Genomic DNA, 23,791 nt, shown 5'->3' with positions numbered 1-23,791 from the left:
GGTATTGTCGTTAGACAACCTCCCGGGCTTTTATCCCTCCGTGAACACAGCAAGCTGTGCGTTCCCTCTTGGTCCAGTCCGAACAAATGGTTCGCGGAACCCTAGAAAACTATTATTATTTGATTTTATGACATGTTACCTGACAAACAACCCTAAAATACGAATGATTATTCACATTGTCTTGATTATGTTAAATAATATAACATAGTCTGTTCTGTATTTAAAGATTTTGTTTTTCGAATGATGATAAAATGCCAAAAGACCTATGCGGCCGTGTTAGGGATACATAGGTCTTTCTTTTAACTTAAATTTAGCGAAATGACGTTATTATCAACTCAGGCGGTTATGTTAAGCTACCTTGAATTTCGCCGAAGCAAGATTTTAAATCTTTTCTGCCATTTGCTTAAGCTCTGATAATAATTGATCCAACTGCGCATACTCTTCAACCATCGTATGGATTTTGATATCCTGCGTCTCCATGCTGGCGTGAACTTCTTCTACCGAAGCCATATTTTGTTCCGTCGTAGCCGCAATATTGACCATTTCATCCGCCATATTGGAATACCGAAGATGGAGCTCATTGGCTGAGCTGCCTACCGCATCAGAATGACGTTTGACAAGCTCCGTATTGTCATTAATGCGATCGATAAGCTGCTGCACCTGCTTTGAAACATCTCTGCTTGTCGTTACCGCAGCCTGTCCGTTTTCAACCTGCTCGTGAACGGCGCTAATTTGAGAGCGGATACCCGATAAAATATCGGATATTTCTTTCGTTGCCTCTCTTGCGTTATCCGCAAGCTTCCGAACCTCGCCGGATACTACCGCAAAGCCCCGGCCATGTTCGCCGGCGCGGGCTGCTTCAATTGCCGCGTTCAGCGCAAGCAAATTCGTTTGTTCGGCAATGTCGCCTATGGTGCCGACAATCGAACTAACGCGATCATTTTGTTCGTTGAGCTGCGCCATCATTTCAACCGTATGCGTGATAATGGAACGCACGCTCTCGACCTCTTTTGATAAAGCCGTCATTTGCTCGCGATTTTGAACGGTTAATTCGGCATTGTCTGCGGAGTATTGCTGCAAAAGCTCCGTTCCTTCCAACAGCTGCTTCACAGAAGCGTCAATGACCTGCGAGGATTCGCTGATGTTTAGAATTGTCCCTGTTTGCTTCTCGATCGCTGCCGACATTTCGGAGAACGTAGCGGTTACTTCTTTCGAGATATCACCCGTGGAACGAACGGTCGTCTGTTGGCTGCTGCTGAATTCCGTCAATACCTGAATGGAGGAATTGAGCTTAGCCAGCAGCGCTTCTGCCATATCCTTTGAAGCTAAGGCTTCACGCTGCTTGTCCGTCACCTGCCGCTGAAGCTTACCGCTAAAACCGGCGGAGAATGCAAGAGCAGCCGTCGCAAATATTAAGTACAGGTACAGGTAGACAAGCGATTCATCCGGAAACAGCTTTGGCTGCAGCACGGGATCAAGAAACAGATAAGTGCTTAACGCAGCTCCGAGTACCCCAGTCAAAATGATAGGCCTATAATCGGCATACAATGTAATGATTGCAAGATTCACATACACCAAGAAATAGGTGCTTACAATCGGATTGGGGTCCGACACAATCAATAAGCTGACGATGATGGTCAAAATAAACGGTACGGCATATTTAATATAGCCCGTTAAAATTCCACGGTATGTCATGAAAGTAGCTGCTCCGCACAAAAATGTTCCGACACCCGCCAACAGGAGAACCATGTTCGCACCGAGTCCGATAGCCAGATCTGTAGCGATCCCAAGAGCTAAGAGGCTCCATAGAATTTTTATTAACAATCGATTTCGTTTGTCTAGTTCTGTCAATTCTCTTTTCATGACATTTCCGCCTTTTCTGAGTAAACTATTCGTTTCTAAAGCTTAATTGCTTCGCTTTGCCCAGCACCTCCCGCTCCGTTTGCAACAAGGACCGACTCCAGCGGATAGACAAGCCAATCATAGCGATGCTTGTTACGGTACATTTGCTCCATATCGAACAAAACCGGAACGACATCATCGCCTTTGTAGAAAACCTTCTCTCCCACCTTCTCTAACGGAACCTGATACGAAATTCGAAGCGCCCTCAGAAATTTCGGCTCCAGCAGCGAAACAAAGTATTTCAAATGCAGCTTCTCCGCAATATACACAGCCGAAGAAAGCAAATCTGAAATATAGCGTCCGCGGTACGGTCTAAGCAGAGCCATCTTATCGATCTCTGCAACTGCACCGTCTGCTTCAACGACTTTGGGGTTCGTTTGAAAGGGACCCGCAGCGTTAATAGAGCTTGAAGTTAAGCTATAGGGCTTAATTTCAGAGGTTCCTACATAATGTCCTTCCGGTGTCACAACGATAAATCTCTCAAGAGTCTGATTAGAAAATTCAAGTTCAAACCCCTTCTCCATCCAGACGGTTGTCCAAATGCCGTTAAACATGGCTAACTCCAGCTCGTTCTCCACTCGTTTAAACATGATTTTTCTCCTTTTTCTCTCTATTTTCTCGTAGGTTTCTTCGCAGGTAAAATATGCAGGCAACCTATTTATCGGAATAATTTACTCAAAAATTTACCATTTTCACAGAATAATCATAATGTTTTCTAAATCGAACATCACATCTCATCCCATATACGCTTTTTAATTATTGTAAAAGTCCTCCTTTGATTTCATATAAAATGAATAACCCGCAATATTCATCATTATTCGCTTCCGCTAATTTCACACAATTCCTAGCAGTTAAGTGCGAAATTGAAACAAATCGTAGCATCAACACCTGCTAATTGTCAATCATTTCCTTTTGATTTTGTTTCAAAAAGCGTGGTTTCGTTTATATATAACTAAGAAATCCAAACAGTTGATCAACAAGATCAACAAATAAAGAATGAGGAGAGATGTTAAATGTCACGAGAAAACTCTAGTAACGGCGTATTGGTAGGCGCAATTGTAGGAGGTGCCATCGGTGCCATTTCGGCTCTGCTTTTTGCACCAAAAACAGGCGCAAACCTTCGAGAGGATCTCTCGAATAAGTTCAAAGCCATTAGCGAGAGAACAAAGGATATTGCCACTACAGTAGGACAAACAACAAAAGAATTGGCAACAACGGCTGGTCAAAACACAAAGGACCTGGCAACTAACATTAAAGACGAAGCCGGCGATTTGATGGATCACGCTAAAAAATCAAATGAAAATATTATGGATTCTCTTTCCTCCACAAAAGAAGAGGTTAAGGATGGACTTGCCACCACAGGGAGGTAATGCAATGAAAGTCGATCTCGAGACGACTACAAACTCAATGGCCCCTACCGAGGAAGAAATGATTAAACTCGGTGAGGACATGGAGAAAATGGAAACGAATGCAGAGGTTATCGAAAACGGAATGGTTCCCGATCCCGCTCAATAACGGCTGAAGCACAAACAAAATACCACCCTTTCCATCGTTGAGATGGAAAGGGTGGTTTTTATTATTAATAAAATGATATTAAGTACCGAACTCCGGATGCTGATCCGCTAACAGCAGCTTCAGCTTATCGATCGCACGCTTCTGAATGCGGGATACGCTCATTTGCGATACGCCAAGCTCATCGGCAATATCACGCTGCGACTTACCATTGTGATACGCGAGCAGCAGCACGGTCTTTTCTTCTGTTTTCAATTGATCGAGCGCTTCTTCCAGATCGAGACGATTATCGACATGCTGATAATCGTCTTTGTCTGATCCAATGAGATCGCCTATTGTAGCGGCGCTTTCCCCTTCGCTGGATAAAGGCGTGTCCAGCGAAACATAATGATAGGATTCCCTGCAAGAAAGCACCTCGATCGTTTCCTCCACCGATAGGCCAAGATGGCCTGCAATCTCTTCCATCTTGGGCGAATGCCCAAGCTCTACCGTTAAGTGATCGATAGCCTGCTGAATGAGCAGGCCCTTTTCCTTGATTCGTCTTGGCACCTGGATATACCATGACTTATCGCGTAAATAGTTTTTCAGATGGCCGATGATGCTTTTCATCGCATAACCCTCAAACGGAATTTCCCGCGAGCTGTCAAATTGCTTAAACAAGCGAAGCATGGACAGTTGGCCCACCTGATACAAATCTTCATAGAGATCAGGACGGCTTCGGGACATTTTAGCGGCTGCCATCTTTACGATTGGTTCATAATGCTGCAGCAATTCCGTAGCCACATCATTGCAATTCGTATCCTGATACACTTTCATTTTTTCAATGGTTTCTTTTGGATCCAGGAAGGATGAATTCGCGTTCATGCCATCTCCTCTTTCCTACCAATAAGCTTGGTGAGAATCACCTCGGTACCTCTCCCGGAGAATACCTCAACTTTATCCATTAGCGCATGCATCATAAATAGCCCAAGTCCGCCCGAAGTCACTTCGCTTAGTTCCTTATCGTGAAGAGTGACGGACTTGCTCTCAGCCGGCTCATATTTAAAGCTGCTGCCCTCATCCTTGATCCGAATCGTAATCCCGTTCTCTTCAAGCTCAAAGCTTATTTCAATATCCCCGTGCCGCGAATTACTGTACGCATGAAGCACTACGTTAGTGCAAGCCTCTGTTACCGCTACCTTCATATCTTCGATTTCTTCATAGGAAAAACCTGCTTTGTTCGCAATGCCGAACAATGTAAGCCTAACAATATCAATAAATTCCGCCCGGGCAGGAATCGTCAAATGAATGAATGAGTTCATAGTTTCTTCTGTCCTCTCCTGTATGTTCCTATTATAGCTTATATTTTCTTGACTTTGTTCCAAACCCTAATAGTGGAAATAACGCCATCATACACCGTACTGATTAATCCAGGTTCCCCCACGGGCTTATTGTTATGCCCTTTGATTGAGGCTACCACGCTTGCCGCCGATTCCTTAGCAGCACCGGTAAACGAATGCAACGCATGCCCTAGATCATTAACCGATGCGAATAAAACATCCAGGGAGCTTAGCTTCGTTCGAACATCCAGCGTCATCGCATTCGTATTATGAATGGCCTCTTTCACCTCGACGCTAATTTGCGTAACCTCCGTTCGGAGTGAGCCCACGGTTTGACGCATCTCATCCAGCGCGCCTCGCAGTACCTTCAACGTTTGAATAAGAGAATACAATAGAACTAGGAACGCAATTGCTATTACAGCAATACTGATTTGCATTAACAAATCCATTCTCATCACTTCCTTTTTTTCATAAGTTACCCGCTGCCCGTCTATTTGAAACAGGCTAGGAGCATCATTCAATAGTTGGAAGAAAATTGTCCTTTGGATCATTCATGTTATAATAGAGGGAACGATAATAATGATCTTTTATATAAAAGGAGCCTATCAAATTGCATAATCTACGAATAAATATCCGCTGGAAAATATTAATCGGCTATTTTCTGATAATATGCTGTCTGGGCGCTGCTATCCTTGTCGTGAGCAATAGAATTTCCTCTTTACAGACCGAAATCGAAACGATGACCACCCGCGACATTGAAGTCCACAATCTTATTTCTACCATCAGATACAATGCTGTCAGCATGGAGTCAAGCCAGCGCGGCTTTGTCATCACCGGCAACGAGATCTATTTAGAGCCGTATAACCGCGGGAAAGCGGAATGGGAAGCCAATTATAATACGCTTTTTCAATATCTTGCGGATGATCCCTCTTCTCGTAAAAACCTCGAGGAAATTAAGCTGACCATTCAAAATTGGATTAAAACAGCTGGCGAACCTACCATTGCGATGCGAAAGGCAAATAATACTCAAGGCATTATTGATTTTTTTAATGAGGATAAAGGGAAACAGGATATTGACGCCCTACGAGTACAATTAGAAACGATGCGTCAAAAAGAAATAACGACAACTAAAAATCATATTTTGCAATTAAAAAACCGCAACGATATGCTCGTAATCAGCTTGTATCTTATGCTGATCATCATTTCTATTATCGCTTTCATCATCGTCTCCTATGTTTCTGGCACAATTGTCAAAACAATCAAAGACGTCGTGAAAACCATTTCCGGTATCGCAGCCTCCGGCGGGGATTTATCGACTCGGATTAAAGTAAATACCCGGGATGAGATCAAGGATCTTGCTGATGCGACAAACAACCTGCTTGATAATCTAAATGACCAATATTGGATACAAGAAAAGGTTGCTGAAATTGCGACGATGAATCAAGGCGTCAATGATATCAAAACTTTAGCGGATTCCTTTCTCACCAAGCTGGCACCCATTCTGGGGGCGGCCTATGGCGTATTTTATGTTCGCAAAGGCTACGGAGAGCAGCAAAGGCTTGTCAAAACAGCCACCTATGCTGCTCACGGGGACGAGACTGGCCATGATAGCTTCCGTATCGGAGAAGGGTTAATCGGCCAAGCGGCGCTCGAGAAACGCACTTTTTTATTGAACACCGCTCCGGATCATCCGGTACGCCTGACCTCCGGCCTTGGAAAGATAGAACCAAAGAGCATCCTCATCGTTCCTTTTGAATTTGAAGGCAAGGTGGCGGCTGTCGTTGAATTTGCTTCCGTTGAATCCTTCACTACCCAGCATTTAAAGCTGCTGGAACAAATTGAAAGCCATTTTGGCGTCGCCATTAATAATGTCGATGGGCGCATGGAAGTGGAAAGATTGCTTAGCGAATCCCAAGTGTTAACGGAAGAGCTTCAGACACAAACGGAAGAGCTGCAAACCCAGTCCGAGGAGCTGCAAATGCAGCAAGAGGAAATGCGCATGACTACCGAGCATCTAGAGGAGCAAAATCTATTTGCCGAACAGAAAACCAAGGAACTCGAAAAAGCGAAGGAAGAGCTAGAGAATTACTCCAAGCAGCTAAGAAGAAGCTCGCAATACAAATCCAATTTCTTGGCCAATATGTCGCATGAGCTTCGGACGCCGTTAAACAGTATCTTAATACTTTCGCAAATGCTCGCCGAAAATGAAAATAAAACGCTGACTTCTGAAGAAGAAGGGTATGCTTCGGTCATCCATACTTCCGGAAATGACTTATTAACACTCATTGATGATATTCTTGATTTATCCAAGGTTGAGGCGGGTAAGGTTATTTTAACGAAGGATGAAGTGAATGTCAGTGAAATACCTCAGCATATGCAGCTGCTCTTTAACCCTGTGGCTGAGAACAAGAACATCGCCTTCCATATCGATCTGAAGGATGACGTGCCGCCATTGCTGTACACAGACGGTCAGCGTCTGCAGCAAATTTTGAAAAATCTTTTATCCAATGCCTTTAAATTTACGGAAAAAGGATCGGTTACCCTAACGATTCAAAAAGCTGAAAAGCAAATCATTCAAAAATATATTCCTGCTCACTTAGATAACAACGTGTTCGCTATTTCAGTAACCGATACCGGCATAGGCATACCATTAAATAAACAACAGCTTATTTTCGAAGCCTTCCAACAGGTAGACGGCGAAACGAATCGACAATACGGCGGTACAGGCTTAGGCTTGTCCATATGTAATGAGTTTACCAAGCTGCTGAATGGACGCATAATCCTTGAGAGCATCCCTGAGAAAGGAAGCACGTTTACCCTTTTGGTACCGAGTCTCCCTAATATGGAGAAGGAACAGCTCGTGATTCTTAATCAGGAAGTCGCCGCAGGCGCAGAGCCATTAACGGAAGAACGGACAACGGTCTCTGCACCCGACGTTATCGATTATAAAGTAACCGAACCAACGGATTTTGAAGGTTCCCTCTTTAAAGGCAAGAAAGTACTGCTTGTAGAGGATGATTCACGCAATGTATTTGCGGTTGTCAAAGCGCTCGAGAACAAAGGCATAGATGTTACAGTCGCTAATAACGGCAAGCAATCTCTTGAAATCATTGAGAAACAAAGAGACTTCGACCTTGTACTCATGGACATTATGATGCCCATTATGGATGGTTATGAAACCATGAAAGCGATGCGCCAAGACTCAGATATCAAAAATACACCGATTATTGCGCTTACAGCCAAAGCAATGAAGAGCGATCGCGAGAAATGCTTGGAGGCCGGCGCATCGGATTATATCAGCAAACCGCTAAATATGGAGCAGTTGTTCTCGCTTATGCGGGTATGGCTGACAAAGCAGGTGGGGAATTGAGCAGTCAGTGGAATGAGGATGATCCTATTCTCGATGAAATATCATTTGATGAGCTGGAAGCCATAGAAATTAATCTGCTTTTGGATGGCATCTATAACGTCTATGGCTTCGATTTCAGGAACTATCTGCGTTCCTCGCTGCGCAGACGCATTCAGCATCGGATGAATCTCGAAGGCCTGCCTACGATAACCTCGCTGCTGGAGAAGGTGCTTCATGAACCTGGGTTTATGGAAAAGCTGCAAAATGATTTTTCAATTAAAGTAACGGAAATGTTCCGTGACCCAAGCTTCTTTGCCTCCTTCCGCAATGAGGTTATCCCTATGCTCCGTGACCTTCCCGAAATTCGAATATGGCATGCGGGCTGCGCGACAGGAGAAGAAGTTTACTCGATGGCCATACTGCTGCAGGAGGAAGGCTTGCTCGATAAAACAAAAATTTACGCTACTGATATGAACGAGCAAGTAATCCAGAGCGCCAAGTTAGGAAAATTCTCGATCAAGCGCATGCAGACATTTACGAAAAACTACCTGCAGGCTGGCGGCACTAAGGAATTCTCCTCCTACTACTCAGCCGATTATGAATTTGCCATGTTCCATCCTTACATGAAAGAAAATATGATGTTTGCGCAGCATAATTTGGCAACGGATCGTTCATTTAATGAGTTTCACGTGATTTTATGCCGAAACGTTATGATCTATTTCGATACGGAACTCCAACGCCGCGTGCATGATTTGTTTTATGAAAGCCTGGCGAGTCAAGGCTTCTTGGCGTTAGGAAACATGGAATCGATGATTTCCGTCCATAAAGCACAATATGAGGACTTTAACCCGACCGAGCGTATTTTTAGGAAATTCAGCTCGAATGGCTAGATTCGATCATAAGAAAAGGGAAATGACAATAATGTCATTTCCCTTTTCTTATGATCGGAATAATCTGAAGGCCCTACCGATGCGCTGCTTTAGTATCCAAATATTTCGTCAGTACGACTTCTGTGCCGTTCTCAGATGCATTAACCTCTACCTCATCCATCAGCGCCTGCATCAAATAAATGCCCAGCCCGCCAACCTTAAGCCCGCTTACATCAACCTCAGGCAGCGGTGCAGCCTTCTCCAGCGCGGCTGGAGGAAGAAATGAAGGTCCGCTGTTTTTCACTTTTATCGTGAGACCGGAATCCTTGGACTCGAAGTATATGTCGATTACATCCTCAGTGGCACCCTGGGCGCCATGGATAACCGCATTATTGCAAGCCTCCGAAACAGCTACCTTCATATCCTCCATTTCTTCAAAGGCATAATTCATTTTTGAGGCGATTCCAAAAAGACAGATTCTGACCATATCGATATAGTCTGCATGGGCCGGTATTTGTAAACGAATGGCATTCATGCTTGAGCCTCTGTCCCTTCTATTAGATATCTGGAAATGCCCGTAAGATCAAATAATCGTTTGACGCTCGCAGGGATTTCACGTACAAAAAACGGAGCCTTTAGCTCATCACGCAGCTTCAGCACCGAAACGATAATGCCAATTCCGGTACTATCGATATATTTTAATTGTTTAAGATTTAAAACCAAGGCCTTATCCGTACGGTTCATCACCGGCTCTAAAGCAGCTCGCAGCTGCGGCACCATAGACAAATCCAGCTCTCCGCTTACATGAAGAATATATTGATCTTGTTTCTCTTCCTGTATCACTTGAAATTGCTCAGCTTTCATTCAATTCACTCCGCTCGCGTTTGTTTAATAATAAATAGGAACAAGATTCTTCTCATTGTACAAGAAGTACAAATAAATTCCTACATTGAGAAGCTATCGAAATAATGAATGGACGTCAACTTGCCAGTATCTGCATCAATAAAAAGCTTTAGCAAGGCATCACCTCGTTCGAATACGATTCCATCCTCTGTAATGTAATCCGGCCCACCAAGTGCTTCTCTAACCGATTCAATCGTAGCTGCGATTTTAACGCCATCAATGTCCAGCGTTTTTGTTCCTTCAGCTAATTCAACGGAATAAATCATGTCATCACTAAAGACAACATCCATATTCGGATAATGATAAGTCATCAATTCCTTCAAGTATGGATCTTTCGTGATTTTCATAGGCTCTCCCAGCTTCTTGACTACGATTGTTGGATCATCATAGAGCGATACGCCATTAACACTTTGAAGCTTGAAGCTTGGTTTTTCCACCTCGGAAGCACTTGCTTCTGCTTTTGCATAGGTAACCTCGATTACGGTTGAGGGAGGCATAGAAGCGGTCACTATTTTGTTCGCTGATTTAGCAGGAGCTTCTGACTCCACAGAGCTTGAATCCATCGCTAACGAATACGTAGGAGCGACATGTCCAAGATCATCTGGAAAAGCAAAGATCCCGCCAATTAAACAGCCGATTAAAATAAAATTCTTCATATGATCTCCCTCCTATGCGGGATAGTCCATCATCTTACTTACTTTATAAGTACATTTAAACCGCACCCGAGAGTTTGAAACAGGCTGCTTGCATTTATTTTATTTTGTTTCGATCATCACTAAACAGATATCATCTTTCTGGATTTCGTTATTATACTCTGAGACAAACCCGCTCACGATTGAGGCGTGCTCGGAAGGCTCCTCACGAGCCAGATGTTCAATAAGCGAATCAAGGTTTGCTTCATCATCTCCAATAGATTCACTTAATCCATCCGTGTAAAGAAAGATCTTCATAGGCTCGTCATAAGGAATGACGCCTTTCTGAATTTCAATGCGATCAAACAATCCAATTGCGCAGCAGCCCTCTGTGAGCAGAGTTACTTGGCCGCCCGCGAGAACTTTGCCTGGAGGATGCCCGGCATTCACGTATTCAATGATACGGTTCTTGGTATCGAGCACTAAGTAAATAGCGGTGAAATAGTAATTAAGCAGTTCTTCCTTCTTATACAGCTGGTTCATGTACCGATTAAGTTCCTGCATTACAAGGTCCGGCTCTGTAATTCGCTTGATGGTATCTTTAAGAACCGAGGATATGTACATACATACGAGAGAGGACGAAATCCCATGTCCCATCATATCGAGTAAAATTACACCGTAACGGCTCTCCTCAATGCGGTACCAAGCATAAAAATCGCCTGCAAGCTCAGAAGAAGGCTGATAAACCGCATTTACTGCTATATTGTCATCATTTATAGGCTGACTTAATACATTCCTTTGGACTTTTTTGGCCAGCTCAAGCTTCGCCTTCATTTGCTTGTCTCTTTCTTTGTGCCAATCAATCTCCTGCTTCAATCGCAAGGATGAGCGAATACGTGCGAGCAGCTCCATCTTGTTGATCGGCTTCATCACGTAATCACTCGCGCCTGCATCAAGCGCTTCTGCCATTTTATTTGAATCGCCAAGCGCTGTAACAAATATAATCGGAACATCCTTAAAGCGCTCAACTTGTAAAATCCGTTTGCATGCCTCGAGCCCGTCAATTTCAGGCATCATCATATCCATCAAGATTAAATCTACATTCGTTTCAGCCGTGCATTCACTATCTATGTCCAATAAGTCGTAAAGCTCCATCGCCGAAGAAGCGATCTTTAGATCCTCATAGCCTTCCTTATTTAAAATAGCTTTAATAATAATCTGGTTTGTAGCATTATCATCTACGATTATAATACTCATATTTAGGCTCCTTTAACTCCATTACCTGCTAACTATATTCTGAGCGTAACAGGTAACTGAGTCAACTTTTTATAGGACAAATGACCAAGCGTAAACGGCTTTAGCCGTCCTTTGGCGGCAAAAGCTCGTTTCGCGGAGATATATAAGCTGATTTACAAGTGAAAACTTATAAAATCTTATATACCAATAAAAGACCTACCCTCACGGATAGGTCTTGAATTATCACCTGCGAAGTAGAGGATCCAGCTCCTAAACGACGTAGTGAGGATAATAATAAACGGCAGGGTCAAATTCTTCTCCGGAATATTCCCTGCCTCCCCAAGCGATGACCAAAATTTTGTCTTGGTCCATCTCGCGTTCAAGACGCTGCGACTCCTGCTCAGAAATACCGAGCGATCTCATCTTCGCACGAAGCTCATCCCCGTTCGAGCGGAAAATATTCGCAATCGCAGATCCAAAGCCTTCCTCGGCAATCCCGATTTTCTCGGCATCCGTATTATCGACGATCCTTTTTGTACGATCCTTATCATGGGTCAGAACAAAGATTTTGTCCTTCGCATAACCTTCCGTTTGAAACTTATAAACCTGTTCTTGAACCTCGACAACATTATTTACGGTGTGTACCTTCGTATTGTTTAGATTGTTTAAATTATTCATTATAATTCCTCCTGTTTTCATATTAGTCGTTGTCCTGCTTCATTACAGCAGCCAGCGTATTGCCCAGAAATGGACGACATCTCCCTAAACGAAGTTAACTGACTCGTCTTCTGCCAACGATGAGAGAAACGATAAACAGAACGATGAATACTACAAATAGTATTTTTGCGATTCCTGCTAATGCGGAAGCAATTCCTAGAAAGCCGAATATGCCTGCGACGACTGCAAAGATGAAAAACAATAATGCCCATCCTAACATTGGAATCATCCTTCCCTGAAATACTGTTTTTGTTAACTTGTCATGTTATTAACCAGCCATCAGCCCTTTGAAACAGGGAATATATAAGCGCTGTTCCCGAAACGGCGCCTATTAATGAAGAAATAAATACATCCTTTTTCTGATGTTTCAGAAGCGCTGGATTAGGTTAAGAGACTACACCAAACAAATCGATAATAGAAAAGGCTGGTGATGATCGATGGAAAAACAACGTGTATACGTTAACGGCATCGATTTAGTCTATGAAGAATGTGGAAGTAGTAATGGGAAAGTCATTGTATTGCTCCACGGCCTTTGCGGCTCATCTCAATACTGGCAAAAAATATGTCCGTCGCTCAGTGACGATTATCGTGTCATCATACCGAACCTTCGCGGTCACGGCGGCTCATCGGCTCCCGATGGGACTTACACAATGGATCTAATGGCAGAGGATATAGCTGCGCTCTTAACCGCGCTTCATATCGAGAAGGTGGTCATGTTCGGACATTCCTTAGGAGGTTACGTAACGGCTGCTTTTGCAGATAAGTACCCGGAAAAGCTTACAGGCTTCGCGCTCATCCATTCAACCGTACTTGCGGATTCAGAGGTAACAAAGGAAAAACGACTAGAGGATATTGAAGCGATTCGTGAAAAAGGGATTTCAAAATACCTTTACGGAATTATCCCGAATTTGTTCACCGATGCGAAGCTGGGTGAAATGCGCGAAGAGGTCAATGAACTCATTGGCGTAGGTCAAGAAATGGAAGAAAACGCAGTCATTGCTACATTAGAGGGAATAATGCAGCGTCCTGACCGCAGCCATGTGCTGGCACTGGCTAAATATCCAGTCTTACTTGTTGCGGGTGCCGAGGATGCCGTCATTAAACCTGATGATACCTTCACGGTTACAAGTCTGGATCAACCGGAAACGACCTACAAATACCCGCATATTCTTGAAACGACGTTCGAGGATGTCGCACACATGAGTCTCATGGAGGTTTCTGATCAGCTTGCACGGGTGATGTCTACTTATTTGAAGACATTGGAAGAACGCGAGAAAACAAGAACCGAGGGAAAAACGGAATTACCGGCGCCTCAATAAGACATCTGGATGGCTAGATGGCTGAACCTTGTTTCAATATCAAGTTAAACGGGTATATAAGAATGTGCGGATGATCCCCCTATCTGTCCGCCGCAAATAACTGGAGGTGCTAGTGACTATGAGCAATACAAAGAGTAGTACGAATACTTCTTATCGAACGGGAGAAATTGTTAAGCATGCTGGTAACTACATTTCAGAATCAGGCAAGGAAAATAAGCTGCAAGAGGGAGAAACATTCCCTGCTTGTCCTATTAGCGGTAATGAAACAACTTGGAGTGCCGCCAATTAGCGTAAAATAACAGATTTCAACCTTATTGAAGGGCTGTTTCAGAAAGTAGACCATCTACTTTTTGGGGCAGCTTTCTGTTTTTTTAGGTATACATACTTCACTCCGATTAACTTGTATGGTAGTATGGTAGTGTAAATCCGAAAGGAATGAGCAAATGAATTTCAATCTTCCTCCGCAGCCTGCTTCGACCAGGGATGCTGTCTACATGCAGTTGAAAGAACAAATATTAAAGCTCGAGCTGCCGCCTGGAACGCCGCTTTCGGAAAACGAAACGTCTCTCCTGTTCAAGGTCAGCCGCACGCCTGTGAGGGAAAGCTTCCTTAGGCTTGCTGGGGAGGGGCTTGTGCAGGTTCTTCCCCAACGCGGTACGTTTGTATCGTTAATCGACACCGTCCTCGTTGAGGAGGCAAGGTTTATGCGGGAGCAGCTGGAGAAAGCCGTCATTTTGCTCGCTTGCTCGCATTTTCCTGAACAATCCATGCAAGCGCTCTTAGAAAATCTACGTCAGCAGCAAGCTTGCGTACGTGACAAGGATGACAAGAGTATGTTTGAGCTTGATGAGGCATTTCACCGTATTTTGTTTGACGGCTGCAGTAAGAGCAATACATGGTCGATCATGCAGCAGATGAATGCGCATTTGAATCGAAGCCGCATGCTTAGGCTGGTGGATGACCATAACTGGGAGCCTCTATATGAGCAGCACCGCCAAATGGCAGAAGCGATAAAGAAACAGGACAGCCAAACGGCTCAGCAATTAATGACCGAACATCTTTCTTTAAATATCGCTGACCAAGCTCTTCTGAAAGAAAAGTATCCGGATTATTACAAATGAACGCAGGAGGTCAAATACGCATGAAGATGACTTTTAGATGGTTCGGCGAGGGTAATGATACCGTCCCCCTCAACTATATTAAGCAAATTCCTGGAACCGACGGCATCGTATGGTCACTCCACGACGTGCCGGCCGGTGAAGAATGGCCGATTGAGCGGATTCTGGAGGTTAAACAGCAAGCCGAGAATACCGGTTTACATATTGATGTCGTTGAAAGCGTTAACGTACACGAGGATATCAAGCTCGGCTTACCTTCTCGTGATCAGTACATCGAGAATTACAAGCGGACCATTGAGAAGCTGGGCAGCGTTGGCGTCAAAGTCATCTGTTACAACTTTATGCCAATCTTTGATTGGCTGCGCACCGATTTGCATAAACCAATGGGTAATGGCGCGACCGCGTTATTTTATGAGAACAGCCGTATCGAAAACGCCGATCCTTTCCAATTGGTCGATGAGATAAATGCGAATTCGGCACTTACCATGCCAGGCTGGGAGCCCGAGCGGCTGCAGCATTTAACTAGCTTGTTTGAAGCTTACCAAGGTGTTACGGAAGCTCATTTGTGGGAAAACCTCCGCTATTTTCTAAATGAAATCATTCCGGTTGCAGCTCGGAGCGGCATCCGAATGGCCATCCACCCGGATGATCCGCCATGGCCGGTATTCGGCTTGCCGCGCATTATGACATGCCAAGAAAACTTCAGAACCTTCTTGAAGCTTTATGACAGCCCTTACAATGGCATTACACTTTGCAGCGGATCGCTTGGCGCCAATTCCGATAACGATATTATTGCAATGATTCATGAGTTTGCGGACCGCATTCCGTTCGCCCATATCCGTAACGTCCGCGTTTACGAAAACGGAGATTTTATCGAAACCTCGCACCGCACGCAGGACGGCTCGGTTGATATTGCAGGTATCGTCAGGGCATATCATGAAATCGGGTTTACCGGCTATGCAAGGCCTGATCACGGACGGCACATCTGGGATGAACAATGCAGGCCTGGTTATGGGCTTTACGATCGTGCGCTCGGCATTATGTATTTGTGGGGACTTTGGGATGCTTGCCAACTTTCAACCGCATCTACCGGAAAACAGGAGGTTCGATCATGACAGGATTACCGCAGCATGAATCATTTGTTGGCAAAGTAGCTGTAATCACAGGCGGCGCAGGCGTATTGTGCCGGGTGATGGCGCTTGAGCTCGCTCGTCAAGGCGCCAAGGTAGCTATACTGAATCGCACGGCTGAGAAAGGGGCAGCGGTTGCCGAGGAAATTAAAGCAGCCGGCGGAACAGCCATTTCCGTGGCTTGCGATGTGACAAACGCGGAAAGCACGAAAGCAGCCGGCGCTGCCGTGCTTATGCAGCTCGGACCCTGCGATATATTGATCAATGGCGCGGGAGGCAATCATCCGAGTGCAAATACGACAAACGAGACCTTCAAGCCTGAACATCTGCATGCGGAAAATATGACCACGCTGTTTAACTTAAGTGTGGATGGCTTCCGGAACGTCATGGATCTTAACTTTGTCGGAACGCTGATTCCTACACAAATTTTTGCAGAGCAAATGCTTGAGCGCCAAGGCGCAGTCATTATCAATATTTCATCTATGAGCGCCCCTTCCCCGATGACAAAGGTGCCGGCTTACAGCGCGGCCAAAGCAGCTATTGTCAACTTTACGCAGTGGCTCGCGGTACATCTTGCGGAATCGGGTATCCGCGTTAACGCGATTGCTCCCGGCTTTTTCTTAACGGAGCAGAACCGCAAGCTGCTCTTGCATGATGACGGCTCATTGACCGAGCGCTCGGGCAAAATCATCTCCCATACGCCGATGCGCCGCTTCGGAAAGCCTGAGGATTTGCTTGGCGCTTTATTATGGCTCGCTGATGAGACGACATCCGGATTTGTTACCGGAACAACGATTCCGGTTGACGGTGGATTTTTAGCCTATTCGGGCGTTTAATCTTAAGCTGATCTTCAAATTCCCTCACTAACCTGTATGAGATGGGCAGCATTATGCCAACCTACAGTAGGAAAGGAGGGGATCTCGTTATGACATCATCCAAAAGCCGCCGTGAAAATGCGTGGCATCAGCGCAAGCACACGCAGCAGCCCCATGGCAAAGTGAAGTCACTCGAAGAGCTGAGCCAAGAAGACAACGATACGAAAGCCAAACAAGATTCATAAGGCCCAGCCGAACAAGTAACGGTCACATGTGCAAGCGGCTGCTTTCGCCGCTGTCCTTTACGGCAAAAAGCAGCCGCTTCGCGGACATTTCTAAACGCATTTATAAATGTAATTAATAAATCGTTACAGATCAAGCGTAAACGGCTGTCGCCGTCCTCTGTGGCAAAAACTGATGTTTCGCGGTGATATATAAGCACATTTATAAGTGAAAACTTATAAATTCTTATATATGAATAAAAGCCTTCGTCCCTTGTTAACATAGGGATGGAGGCTTTCTCACTCTAACCGTTATTGAACTTTATCACGCGTATAAACCAGATCAAAGGCTGCAGCGGCTTGAAAATCAAGTGCAGTAAGGCCCCCGTCCCGCCAAGTTGTCATTCGAAGCGTCACCATTTTATAATCAATGGAAATAAAAGGATGATGATTTAACTGCTCTGAAGCTTCTGCTACTTCGTTCACGAATGTTATGGCTTCCGGAAAAGTCGGGAAGCGATATTTTTTCACAAGCCACTTTCCGTCCTCCCGCTTCCAGCCATCGATCTTCGTCAAGCCTTGCTCGATTTCCGCCTCGGAAAGCTTCAAAGTCTTCACTCCCTCTCTCGTTCAATTACAACTATTATACGATAGTTCACTCGTTCAATAGGGTATAATACGGATAAGCATGAAATAAACGTTCTAAAGGCTTAAGGCTTATAGCTTTGCCTTGCTGGAGTATGCAGGTATTTGCTCTTAGTGAATTAAGGAGTGAAACAAGGTATGAATCCAATAGTTAACACTTATTATTTTGCAGACGATGGTCGCATTCCTAATCATCCGAGCTTGCCGCTTATTTTATACCCAGGAGCTCTAAAAGAGAAATTAGACCAAATCGAAGCTGTATTCAACAACAATAATTGGCGGAACAGTTGGACAAACGGGGTTTTCGGTTACCATCATTATCACAGCAACGCTCATGAGGTGCTCGGTGTCCAAAGCGGTTCAGCAACGATCCAAGCAGGCGGCGAACATGGAAAAACCCTAACGATCCATGCCGGAGATATCATCATCCTTCCTGCAGGTACGGGACATAAACGCTTGGATACCAGTCCTGAATTCAAAGTCGTGGGTGCCTACCCGAATGGCATGGATTACAATCTGAGGCGCGGCGAAGATGGAGAACGACCGCAGGTGTTAGAAGAAATCCGCAAGGTTCCTATACCGGATACGGATCCTGTTTATGGCTCTGCGGGTCCGTTAATCGAGTTATGGAAACATAAAGAGTAAAAGTCTAAAAATAGCTCAATTGATCAAGTTTAAAAGTTCATTGCGAAGTTGGAAATATGTATCATTCCACCCCATCTTCGCATAGAAACGTAATCCGATCAAACCGTTATAATACCTGGCTCCAATTAATCTTTCCTTGAAATTAGGAATGATAATACCCGTTTGTTTTTGATAATTCTGATATTCTTGGATCACACCGAGATCCTTCATATGCCAATCTAAGGTTGCAAGATCGACAAGAAAATCACCATATTTGCAATTGCTATCAATAATTCCGGTTATCCGTTGTCCATCCGATAAAATATTCCATTGATGGAAGTCACCGTGGATAAAATAGCGATGCGGTTCATTATAGGTGGAGTAAGCCAATAAACGATTATAACATTCATCAAACACATCTTTCTCAAGGCAGGTGGTTTGGAATAGGCTGTACCACCCATCCCAGAAGGTCATTGCTGCATCTTCAGAAAAAGAAGAAATTACATGTTCCTTCCACGAACGATATGTACCATTCCCAATCGAATCTATCTTTCCATAACCGTTTGTTTCTCCTAGTTCAACATGATTCATTCGTGTCAAAATCCGAATAAGCTCTGGAATTATGCTGCGTTGTTGCTCAGGAGAGCAGTTTGATAGATTATGTCCACTGATCTTTTCAGATATCAAGTAGTTCAATGATTTAAAGCTCCCTAGCCCGAGACAATGAGGAAATGGGATGCCTTGTGACGATAAGAGAGCTGCGATAAAGCGTTCCGTATCAAATTCCCCGCTTAAATCACTGAATTTGATGACGTACTCCTTTTCTTTAGACGAGAAGGAGAATACAGCGCATAAATTCCCCCCACTCAATTGCGTTACCCTAGATACATCTGAACCAAAATATTTACTCAATACAACTTCTACTTCTGGTATCTCCAATTTTGGTTTTTCGTAAATAGTCATCTATCCCCACACCTCTCCCTTAGAATGTCTGCTTCTGATTACTGGAGTAAATTTAGCCGGCATCCCAACCTCATCAGATACTGCATAGCGGTTTGATTTTATTTAGGTCCCCATACCGCCTTACTACCTTAGATTTCCTTATAAAACTTGTGACCAACAGCATTATTTTACCATTCAAATTTTATTGGTGGCTGGTATTAAACTGTTATAGTGAAGAAATCTATATGCTCATCCCCTCCGGGCTGCTCGAGCCACCGGTAATCATGCGCCGAAGAAGATTGACCTAATAGCTGATAAGATCCCCCAAGAGCAGGCAGAGGCTCCGTGGTACACTAAATCCATAACAATCGAAAGGATGGATGGCGGATGACTCATGTCGTAACGCAAGAGCAAATTGAATTCTATCAGAAGAACGGTTTCGTTCAGGTAGACAATATCCTAAGTCAAGAAGAGGTCGCGGAGCTCACAGAGGCGATGGAAGAAGCGATGGTTGAACGCTCTCAGCTTTCCATTGCAACAGATGTCAGCACCGGCTCTTATTACAAGGTGCTTAACCAGAAGGTCAACGTTTGGCGTGACCACGGCATCATGGCTAAATATTCGCTGCATGCCAGAATCGCCCAAGCGGCCAAGGAGCTTTGTGGCGGGAGCGTTCGCCTGTTCCACGACCACGCTCTCTGGAAAATGCCACACGATTCCAAGCCAACTCCCTGGCATCAGGACCTGCCCTATTGGCCAATGAACGAACCTGGCGCGCTCTCCGCTTGGATCACAGTCGACGACGTCGACGAGAAGAACGGATGCATGATGTTCATCCCCGGCTCGCACAAAGTCGGCAAATTAACCGGCATCGACCTAGTTAACCCGCACAATATTTTCGATTTTGTCAACGGCACGGAGCTGGAGCATGTAAAGCCGGTCGTCGTTCCGTTGAAAAAGGGGAGTTGCACGTTCCATCACGGGCAGACTTTCCACTATGCCCACTCCAATCAGTCAGATAGGCCACGTCGCGTGCTGGCAATCATCTACATGCCGGACGGAACGACCTACAACGGGAAGAAGCATATTGTCACTGATGGACTGGGACTCGAAATCAATGCTAGAATCAAAGCAGGAACGTTGCCCCTGCTGGCCAAATAACCGGCGGGCCGCGACAAGCGATCTTCTTCGGAAATGAAGTGAAGCCTATGACCCGGATTCTTAGCAAACAATATTTCGACAACCCCGACTTTCCGTTTTACGCAGGATACTACGTCATTGCGCCGGACGAAGCGGTTGCCGAGCACTCCCACGAATTTACCGAGTTGGCGTACGTGGCGGAAGGCTCCGGTGAGCACAGCTATAACCACGGGGACTACTATGCCATTCGCGCTGGCGACGTGTTCATTATCGAGCCCGATATGGTGCATGCCTACCGGGTCGGGCCCGCCGGGAAGCTCGTTATCTGCAACGTCTTGTTCATGCCATCTCTGCTCAAGAACGAGCTGGACACCATGTCTTCGGTTACGCCCTTCGTCGACTTCTTCTATGTCGAACCCTTCCTCCGCAACAATGCACGATTCGTATCGCGGCTCAGTCTGCGAACGAGCCAGCAGCTAGAGATCAGCAGCATTCTGGACAAACTGATCGCAGAGCAGAACAACCGGAGTTTAGGCTACCAAACGATGATCAAGACATCCATGATCCAGCTGTTTATCTCTTTAAGCCGTTACTATCAACAGATGGAGCGTCCCAAGGAAGCTGTTCCCGACGAACAAAGTCTGCAGATGATCGTCGATTTCATCCACCGTCACTACGCCCAACCTCTCACGTTGGAGCAAATTAGCCATATTTGCGGCATGAGTGCGTCTGTGTTCTCTGCCAAATTCAAGATGTACACAAGGAGAACCTTCATCGAATATCGTAATGAAATCCGTTTGAGTATCGCCCAGGAAGCCATCCTGTACACCGACGACAAAATCGCCACAATTGCGCAGAATGTCGGATTCGACGACCTTAGCTTCTTTAATAAGCAATTCAAAAAAAAGACCGGGGTTACCCCCGGTCAGCTGCGCAAGCAACCAAATAGAACGATCTCTAAGTAAAAAATCTACACGATAGGAGAGGTCGCATGAATCGGAGAACAGTACTACAAAGAAGAGTATGATTTAATATCACTGATTAGATTTATTTCGTCATTAATGTTAAGAGATATTATCGCAATGACTTCATTTTCTCTATAATTTCACTAACACAATTTTCTATATCCTTATTTGAGCAATCAAAAGTTTTATCACTATACTTGATGTATAGAGGAACTCTTTCCTCGTAAACGTCCTTAAGACTATTTCCTTTTTTTATTACAATGCCTCTGGTTGTTATGTTTTTTAGTCTCCTTTTGATTTCTTCATATGGAACATGTAAATAAATAATCTGTCCCTCCTGTTTAAGGACATTCATTGTTTTTTCTGAATATATAACACTTCCACCTGTAGATATAATGCAATTTTCCAGTTGCAATTCAGACACAATTTTTTCTTCGACTTCCATAAATTTTTCAATACCATCATTATCAATGATATCTTGTAACAACCTGTCTTCATGTTGTTGTATAACAATATCTGTATCCACATAATCCATTCCTAAAGCTTTTGCAAGCAATACTCCTAAAGTGCTTTTACCAGCTCCGGACATACCTATAAGAACTATATTCATATTCTTCCTCACTTTTGTTAACTGGTATTAGTGTCGTTAAACCATTCGAAATTCCCCAAAAATATCCTTCACAGAATAACGTTATACTGCACTTTAGCGATTCCATATTGAGCACATAAGCAATAATGAGATTATAACGGCTGTCTGTTAATTGGGTATCATGGTCTACTGGCTATATCAGTCATTTGCTTCCTGCAACACACAAGTTCCACCGGCCGCCATAAAATCCTTAACGAATTCGTCGAAATACTCCAATGGTTTGTCCCCTGTAATAATTGAGATGTAGGCTTTGTTTTTTAGCTTTATTAACTCAGGCCCCGATTGGATTAGGGAGGGTGTCGCTACCTCCAACGCATTGTAGATTCCGTCCTGATCTAAGCCCAAGGTTGCTGCCCATTTCTCTCTTGGTTCCGTAGGCATAAGGGGAACAGTCATGCCTAAACCGGTACCAATCGTGTTCTGATAGCTGAACGTCTTGTCATAAGGAGAAACCAGAATAACATCTTCCCTGGAGGCGTTAGCCCATTGCCAATGCGTTCCCTGGACCCCATACTTCATTGAAGCAGCTTCGTCCTGGTCGGGATTTGCACTGACATAGTCAAGGATTTGAAGGATCATCTCCATCTTGCCCGGCTCTTTGGCGGCGTCGGCTCCGATCGCCGTAAAGCTCATGAGCATATCATAGGCTTTTGAGCCTCGTTTGCCATCCGGTCCGCTAAAGGGCTGACCGAACACGATTTGGGCGTGCTGATTTATAGCGGTTAATTCCTTCACGTTAAATGCCGCTTCTACAGGAGTCTCCTCGCCATTCGAATTCCATATTAGATAATCACCTTCTTGAATCCAATGATAATAATTGCCCATGGATGTCATGCCGATCGTTCCATTGATAAAGGAATGAGAGAGATGCTTGTAGCCTCCCTTGTTCTCCCCAGTAATAAACTCCGGATCAATGACACCGTCCCGATACCATTTGCTAAGATATTGTAGCGCCTCCTTCATCTCCGGCTGCAAGGCACCAATAACCAACTCCTTTTCCTTTACTCCAAAATAGAGCTGGTCGGCAAAGACGATCTGCCCGAAGGCGCCGAAGACGACGTTCATGCCTTCGCTGGACAGACCATAGGTATCCTTTTTGCCGTTGCCATCCGGATCCTCATTCGTGAATGCATAGATGACCTTCTCGAAATCGGACAGCGTCTCAGGAACCGTCAGGCCGAGCTTATCCAACCAATCTTTGCGATAGACGATGGGGATCCGATAAATGTTCGTAGGATTAATGACAGGAATGCCATAATATTTCCCGTTAATTTTTCCATAATCCTGATAGTCGGGCGCATTTTCCTTAATAGCCTTCATTATGTTCGGAGCGTACTTATCCAGCATCTCCTCCGGAATATCGGCCAGCACGCCTTGCTGTTGATACTTGAGAATATCCTGAGGCTGTCTGATCCTGAACAAATCGGGAATCGAGCCCTGAGCCAGCTTGATGTCCAGAAGCGCTTCATATTTATTGTTCTCCAGATTCCAGAAGTCCAGATTGACATTAAATTTCTGTTCTACATACCGAACCATCTCCGCATCTTCGGAGACGGGAAGGTTCTGATGCATCGTCCAGGAGATATCATACCGGGTGGCGCCAGAAGCTGTGGGGGCCTGCAATGTTTCTGCTGCAGAGGGGGACAACGTGGTTCCTGCACAGCCGCTAACAATGCCCAACAAAACTGTACCAATAAGATAAATGATCATATTGCACCGTAATTCCTTCTTTGCCATCAGACAACCTCTCTCCCTTACCATCAGTCCCCTGCTTCCATCGGGCT

28 protein-coding genes and 1 riboswitch are annotated in these 23,791 nt (G+C 44.7%); of the genes, 13 read left to right on the top strand and 15 right to left on the bottom strand.

The genetic code is table 11. The features are described 5' to 3' along the window. Positions 1 to 17: 17 nt before the first annotated feature. A riboswitch (guanidine-I (ykkC/yxkD leader) is annotated at positions 18 to 116 on the bottom strand. Positions 117 to 381: 265 nt separating this feature from the next. Both RCO25_RS00190 and RCO25_RS00185 read right to left on the bottom strand, forming a co-directional pair. Then, positions 382 to 1,863 (bottom strand): methyl-accepting chemotaxis protein, encoded by a 1,482-nt coding sequence (locus tag RCO25_RS00190; RefSeq protein ID WP_308994138.1) that lies wholly within the window; start codon positions 1,861 to 1,863, stop codon positions 382 to 384. A gap of 35 nt (positions 1,864 to 1,898) precedes the next feature. Further along, positions 1,899 to 2,492, bottom strand: a complete 594-nt coding sequence (locus RCO25_RS00185) for a hypothetical protein (protein ID WP_308994137.1) — start codon at positions 2,490 to 2,492, stop codon at positions 1,899 to 1,901. A gap of 423 nt (positions 2,493 to 2,915) precedes the next feature. Here RCO25_RS00185 and RCO25_RS00180 point away from each other — a divergent pair, with 423 nt between their 5' ends. Further along, on the top strand, positions 2,916 to 3,272 hold the full coding sequence (locus RCO25_RS00180) for a YtxH domain-containing protein (RefSeq protein WP_308994136.1): 357 nt from the start codon (positions 2,916 to 2,918) through the stop codon (positions 3,270 to 3,272). A gap of 4 nt (positions 3,273 to 3,276) precedes the next feature. Further along, entirely contained in the window at positions 3,277 to 3,417 is a 141-nt protein-coding gene (locus RCO25_RS00175; protein WP_308994135.1) for a hypothetical protein, read from the top strand. Positions 3,418 to 3,495: 78 nt separating this feature from the next. Here RCO25_RS00175 and RCO25_RS00170 read toward each other — a convergent pair whose 3' ends face one another. Genes RCO25_RS00170 through RCO25_RS00160 form a run of 3 tightly spaced genes read right to left on the bottom strand, consistent with a single transcriptional unit; the run spans position 3,496 to position 5,182 of the window. After that, complete coding sequence (locus RCO25_RS00170; RefSeq protein ID WP_308994134.1) at positions 3,496 to 4,278, bottom strand: sigma-70 family RNA polymerase sigma factor; 783 nt, start codon at positions 4,276 to 4,278, stop codon at positions 3,496 to 3,498. Then, on the bottom strand, positions 4,275 to 4,715 hold the full coding sequence (gene rsbW / locus RCO25_RS00165; protein ID WP_308994133.1) for an anti-sigma B factor RsbW: 441 nt from the start codon (positions 4,713 to 4,715) through the stop codon (positions 4,275 to 4,277). Before rsbW ends, RCO25_RS00170 begins: the two co-directional genes overlap by 4 nt. A gap of 38 nt (positions 4,716 to 4,753) precedes the next feature. Next, positions 4,754 to 5,182, bottom strand: a complete 429-nt coding sequence (locus RCO25_RS00160; RefSeq protein WP_308994132.1) for a DUF948 domain-containing protein — start codon at positions 5,180 to 5,182, stop codon at positions 4,754 to 4,756. A 161-nt stretch (positions 5,183 to 5,343) separates the two neighbouring features. Between RCO25_RS00160 and RCO25_RS00155 the strand changes: the two genes are divergently transcribed. Then, positions 5,344 to 8,103, top strand: coding sequence for a response regulator (locus RCO25_RS00155; protein WP_308994131.1), 2,760 nt, complete (start codon positions 5,344 to 5,346; stop codon positions 8,101 to 8,103). Further along, positions 8,076 to 8,972, top strand: a complete 897-nt coding sequence (locus RCO25_RS00150) for a CheR family methyltransferase (protein ID WP_374992041.1) — start codon at positions 8,076 to 8,078, stop codon at positions 8,970 to 8,972. Before RCO25_RS00155 ends, RCO25_RS00150 begins: the two co-directional genes overlap by 28 nt. A gap of 73 nt (positions 8,973 to 9,045) precedes the next feature. Here the strand turns inward: RCO25_RS00150 and RCO25_RS00145 are convergent, their stop codons facing one another. The 6 genes from RCO25_RS00145 to RCO25_RS00120 all read right to left on the bottom strand — a co-directional run bounded on the left by RCO25_RS00145 (position 9,046) and on the right by RCO25_RS00120 (position 12,659). Further along, positions 9,046 to 9,486 (bottom strand): ATP-binding protein, encoded by a 441-nt coding sequence (locus tag RCO25_RS00145; protein ID WP_308994129.1) that lies wholly within the window; start codon positions 9,484 to 9,486, stop codon positions 9,046 to 9,048. Then, positions 9,483 to 9,815, bottom strand: coding sequence for an STAS domain-containing protein (locus RCO25_RS00140; protein ID WP_308994128.1), 333 nt, complete (start codon positions 9,813 to 9,815; stop codon positions 9,483 to 9,485). The genes RCO25_RS00145 and RCO25_RS00140 overlap by 4 nt, the downstream gene beginning before the upstream one ends. An 80-nt stretch (positions 9,816 to 9,895) precedes the next feature. After that, complete coding sequence (locus RCO25_RS00135) at positions 9,896 to 10,510, bottom strand: hypothetical protein (RefSeq protein ID WP_308994127.1); 615 nt, start codon at positions 10,508 to 10,510, stop codon at positions 9,896 to 9,898. Positions 10,511 to 10,609: 99 nt separating this feature from the next. After that, complete coding sequence (locus RCO25_RS00130; protein ID WP_308994126.1) at positions 10,610 to 11,743, bottom strand: fused response regulator/phosphatase; 1,134 nt, start codon at positions 11,741 to 11,743, stop codon at positions 10,610 to 10,612. A gap of 249 nt (positions 11,744 to 11,992) precedes the next feature. Then, entirely contained in the window at positions 11,993 to 12,400 is a 408-nt protein-coding gene (locus RCO25_RS00125) for a YflT domain-containing protein (RefSeq protein ID WP_308994125.1), read from the bottom strand. A gap of 94 nt (positions 12,401 to 12,494) precedes the next feature. Next, positions 12,495 to 12,659, bottom strand: coding sequence for a DUF1328 domain-containing protein (locus tag RCO25_RS00120; protein ID WP_308994124.1), 165 nt, complete (start codon positions 12,657 to 12,659; stop codon positions 12,495 to 12,497). 217 nt (positions 12,660 to 12,876) lie between these two features. On the opposite strand from RCO25_RS00120, the gene RCO25_RS00115 reads away from it, so the two are divergent. The 6 genes from RCO25_RS00115 (at position 12,877) to RCO25_RS00090 (ending at position 17,066) form a co-directional block, all read left to right on the top strand. Further along, a complete protein-coding gene (locus RCO25_RS00115; RefSeq protein ID WP_308994123.1) occupies positions 12,877 to 13,758 on the top strand; it encodes an alpha/beta fold hydrolase in 882 nt (293 codons plus the stop codon). Positions 13,759 to 13,876: 118 nt separating this feature from the next. Next, entirely contained in the window at positions 13,877 to 14,047 is a 171-nt protein-coding gene (locus tag RCO25_RS00110; protein WP_308994122.1) for a hypothetical protein, read from the top strand. Positions 14,048 to 14,201: 154 nt separating this feature from the next. Next, positions 14,202 to 14,879 carry a GntR family transcriptional regulator gene (locus RCO25_RS00105; RefSeq protein WP_308994121.1) on the top strand — a complete coding sequence of 226 codons (678 nt, stop codon included), beginning with the start codon at positions 14,202 to 14,204 and terminating at the stop codon, positions 14,877 to 14,879. A gap of 20 nt (positions 14,880 to 14,899) precedes the next feature. Then, on the top strand, positions 14,900 to 15,991 hold the full coding sequence (uxuA, locus tag RCO25_RS00100; RefSeq protein WP_308994120.1) for a mannonate dehydratase: 1,092 nt from the start codon (positions 14,900 to 14,902) through the stop codon (positions 15,989 to 15,991). Continuing rightward, the gene (locus tag RCO25_RS00095; RefSeq protein WP_308994119.1) at positions 15,988 to 16,842 is read left to right on the top strand and encodes an SDR family oxidoreductase; all 855 of its coding nucleotides are present in this window, start codon (positions 15,988 to 15,990) and stop codon (positions 16,840 to 16,842) included. Before uxuA ends, RCO25_RS00095 begins: the two co-directional genes overlap by 4 nt. A gap of 89 nt (positions 16,843 to 16,931) precedes the next feature. After that, positions 16,932 to 17,066, top strand: coding sequence for a DUF6254 family protein (locus RCO25_RS00090; RefSeq protein WP_308994118.1), 135 nt, complete (start codon positions 16,932 to 16,934; stop codon positions 17,064 to 17,066). Between the two features lie 288 nt (positions 17,067 to 17,354). Here the strand turns inward: RCO25_RS00090 and RCO25_RS00085 are convergent, their stop codons facing one another. After that, a complete protein-coding gene (locus RCO25_RS00085) occupies positions 17,355 to 17,651 on the bottom strand; it encodes a 4a-hydroxytetrahydrobiopterin dehydratase (RefSeq protein WP_308994117.1) in 297 nt (98 codons plus the stop codon). Between the two features lie 174 nt (positions 17,652 to 17,825). On the opposite strand from RCO25_RS00085, the gene RCO25_RS00080 reads away from it, so the two are divergent. Continuing rightward, a complete protein-coding gene (locus RCO25_RS00080) occupies positions 17,826 to 18,332 on the top strand; it encodes a cupin domain-containing protein (protein WP_308994116.1) in 507 nt (168 codons plus the stop codon). Positions 18,333 to 18,347: 15 nt separating this feature from the next. Here RCO25_RS00080 and RCO25_RS00075 read toward each other — a convergent pair whose 3' ends face one another. Then, positions 18,348 to 19,274, bottom strand: coding sequence for a phosphotransferase family protein (locus tag RCO25_RS00075; RefSeq protein WP_308994115.1), 927 nt, complete (start codon positions 19,272 to 19,274; stop codon positions 18,348 to 18,350). Positions 19,275 to 19,640: 366 nt separating this feature from the next. On the opposite strand from RCO25_RS00075, the gene RCO25_RS00070 reads away from it, so the two are divergent. Next, entirely contained in the window at positions 19,641 to 20,414 is a 774-nt protein-coding gene (locus tag RCO25_RS00070) for a phytanoyl-CoA dioxygenase family protein (protein WP_308994114.1), read from the top strand. 47 nt (positions 20,415 to 20,461) lie between these two features. Then, entirely contained in the window at positions 20,462 to 21,358 is an 897-nt protein-coding gene (locus tag RCO25_RS00065; protein WP_308994113.1) for a helix-turn-helix domain-containing protein, read from the top strand. A gap of 109 nt (positions 21,359 to 21,467) precedes the next feature. Here the strand turns inward: RCO25_RS00065 and RCO25_RS00060 are convergent, their stop codons facing one another. Continuing rightward, positions 21,468 to 21,968, bottom strand: coding sequence for a shikimate kinase (locus RCO25_RS00060; RefSeq protein WP_308994112.1), 501 nt, complete (start codon positions 21,966 to 21,968; stop codon positions 21,468 to 21,470). Positions 21,969 to 22,145: 177 nt separating this feature from the next. Further along, on the bottom strand, positions 22,146 to 23,744 hold the full coding sequence (locus RCO25_RS00055; protein WP_308994111.1) for an extracellular solute-binding protein: 1,599 nt from the start codon (positions 23,742 to 23,744) through the stop codon (positions 22,146 to 22,148). Between the last annotated feature and the right edge of the window lie 47 nt (positions 23,745 to 23,791).

The sequence above is a fragment of the Paenibacillus sp. LHD-38 genome (assembly GCF_031157315.1).
Classification (GTDB): domain Bacteria; phylum Bacillota; class Bacilli; order Paenibacillales; family Paenibacillaceae; genus Pristimantibacillus.
The sequence above is the reverse complement of the archived record's forward strand: the minus strand, read 5'-3'. Positions and strand labels throughout refer to the sequence as shown.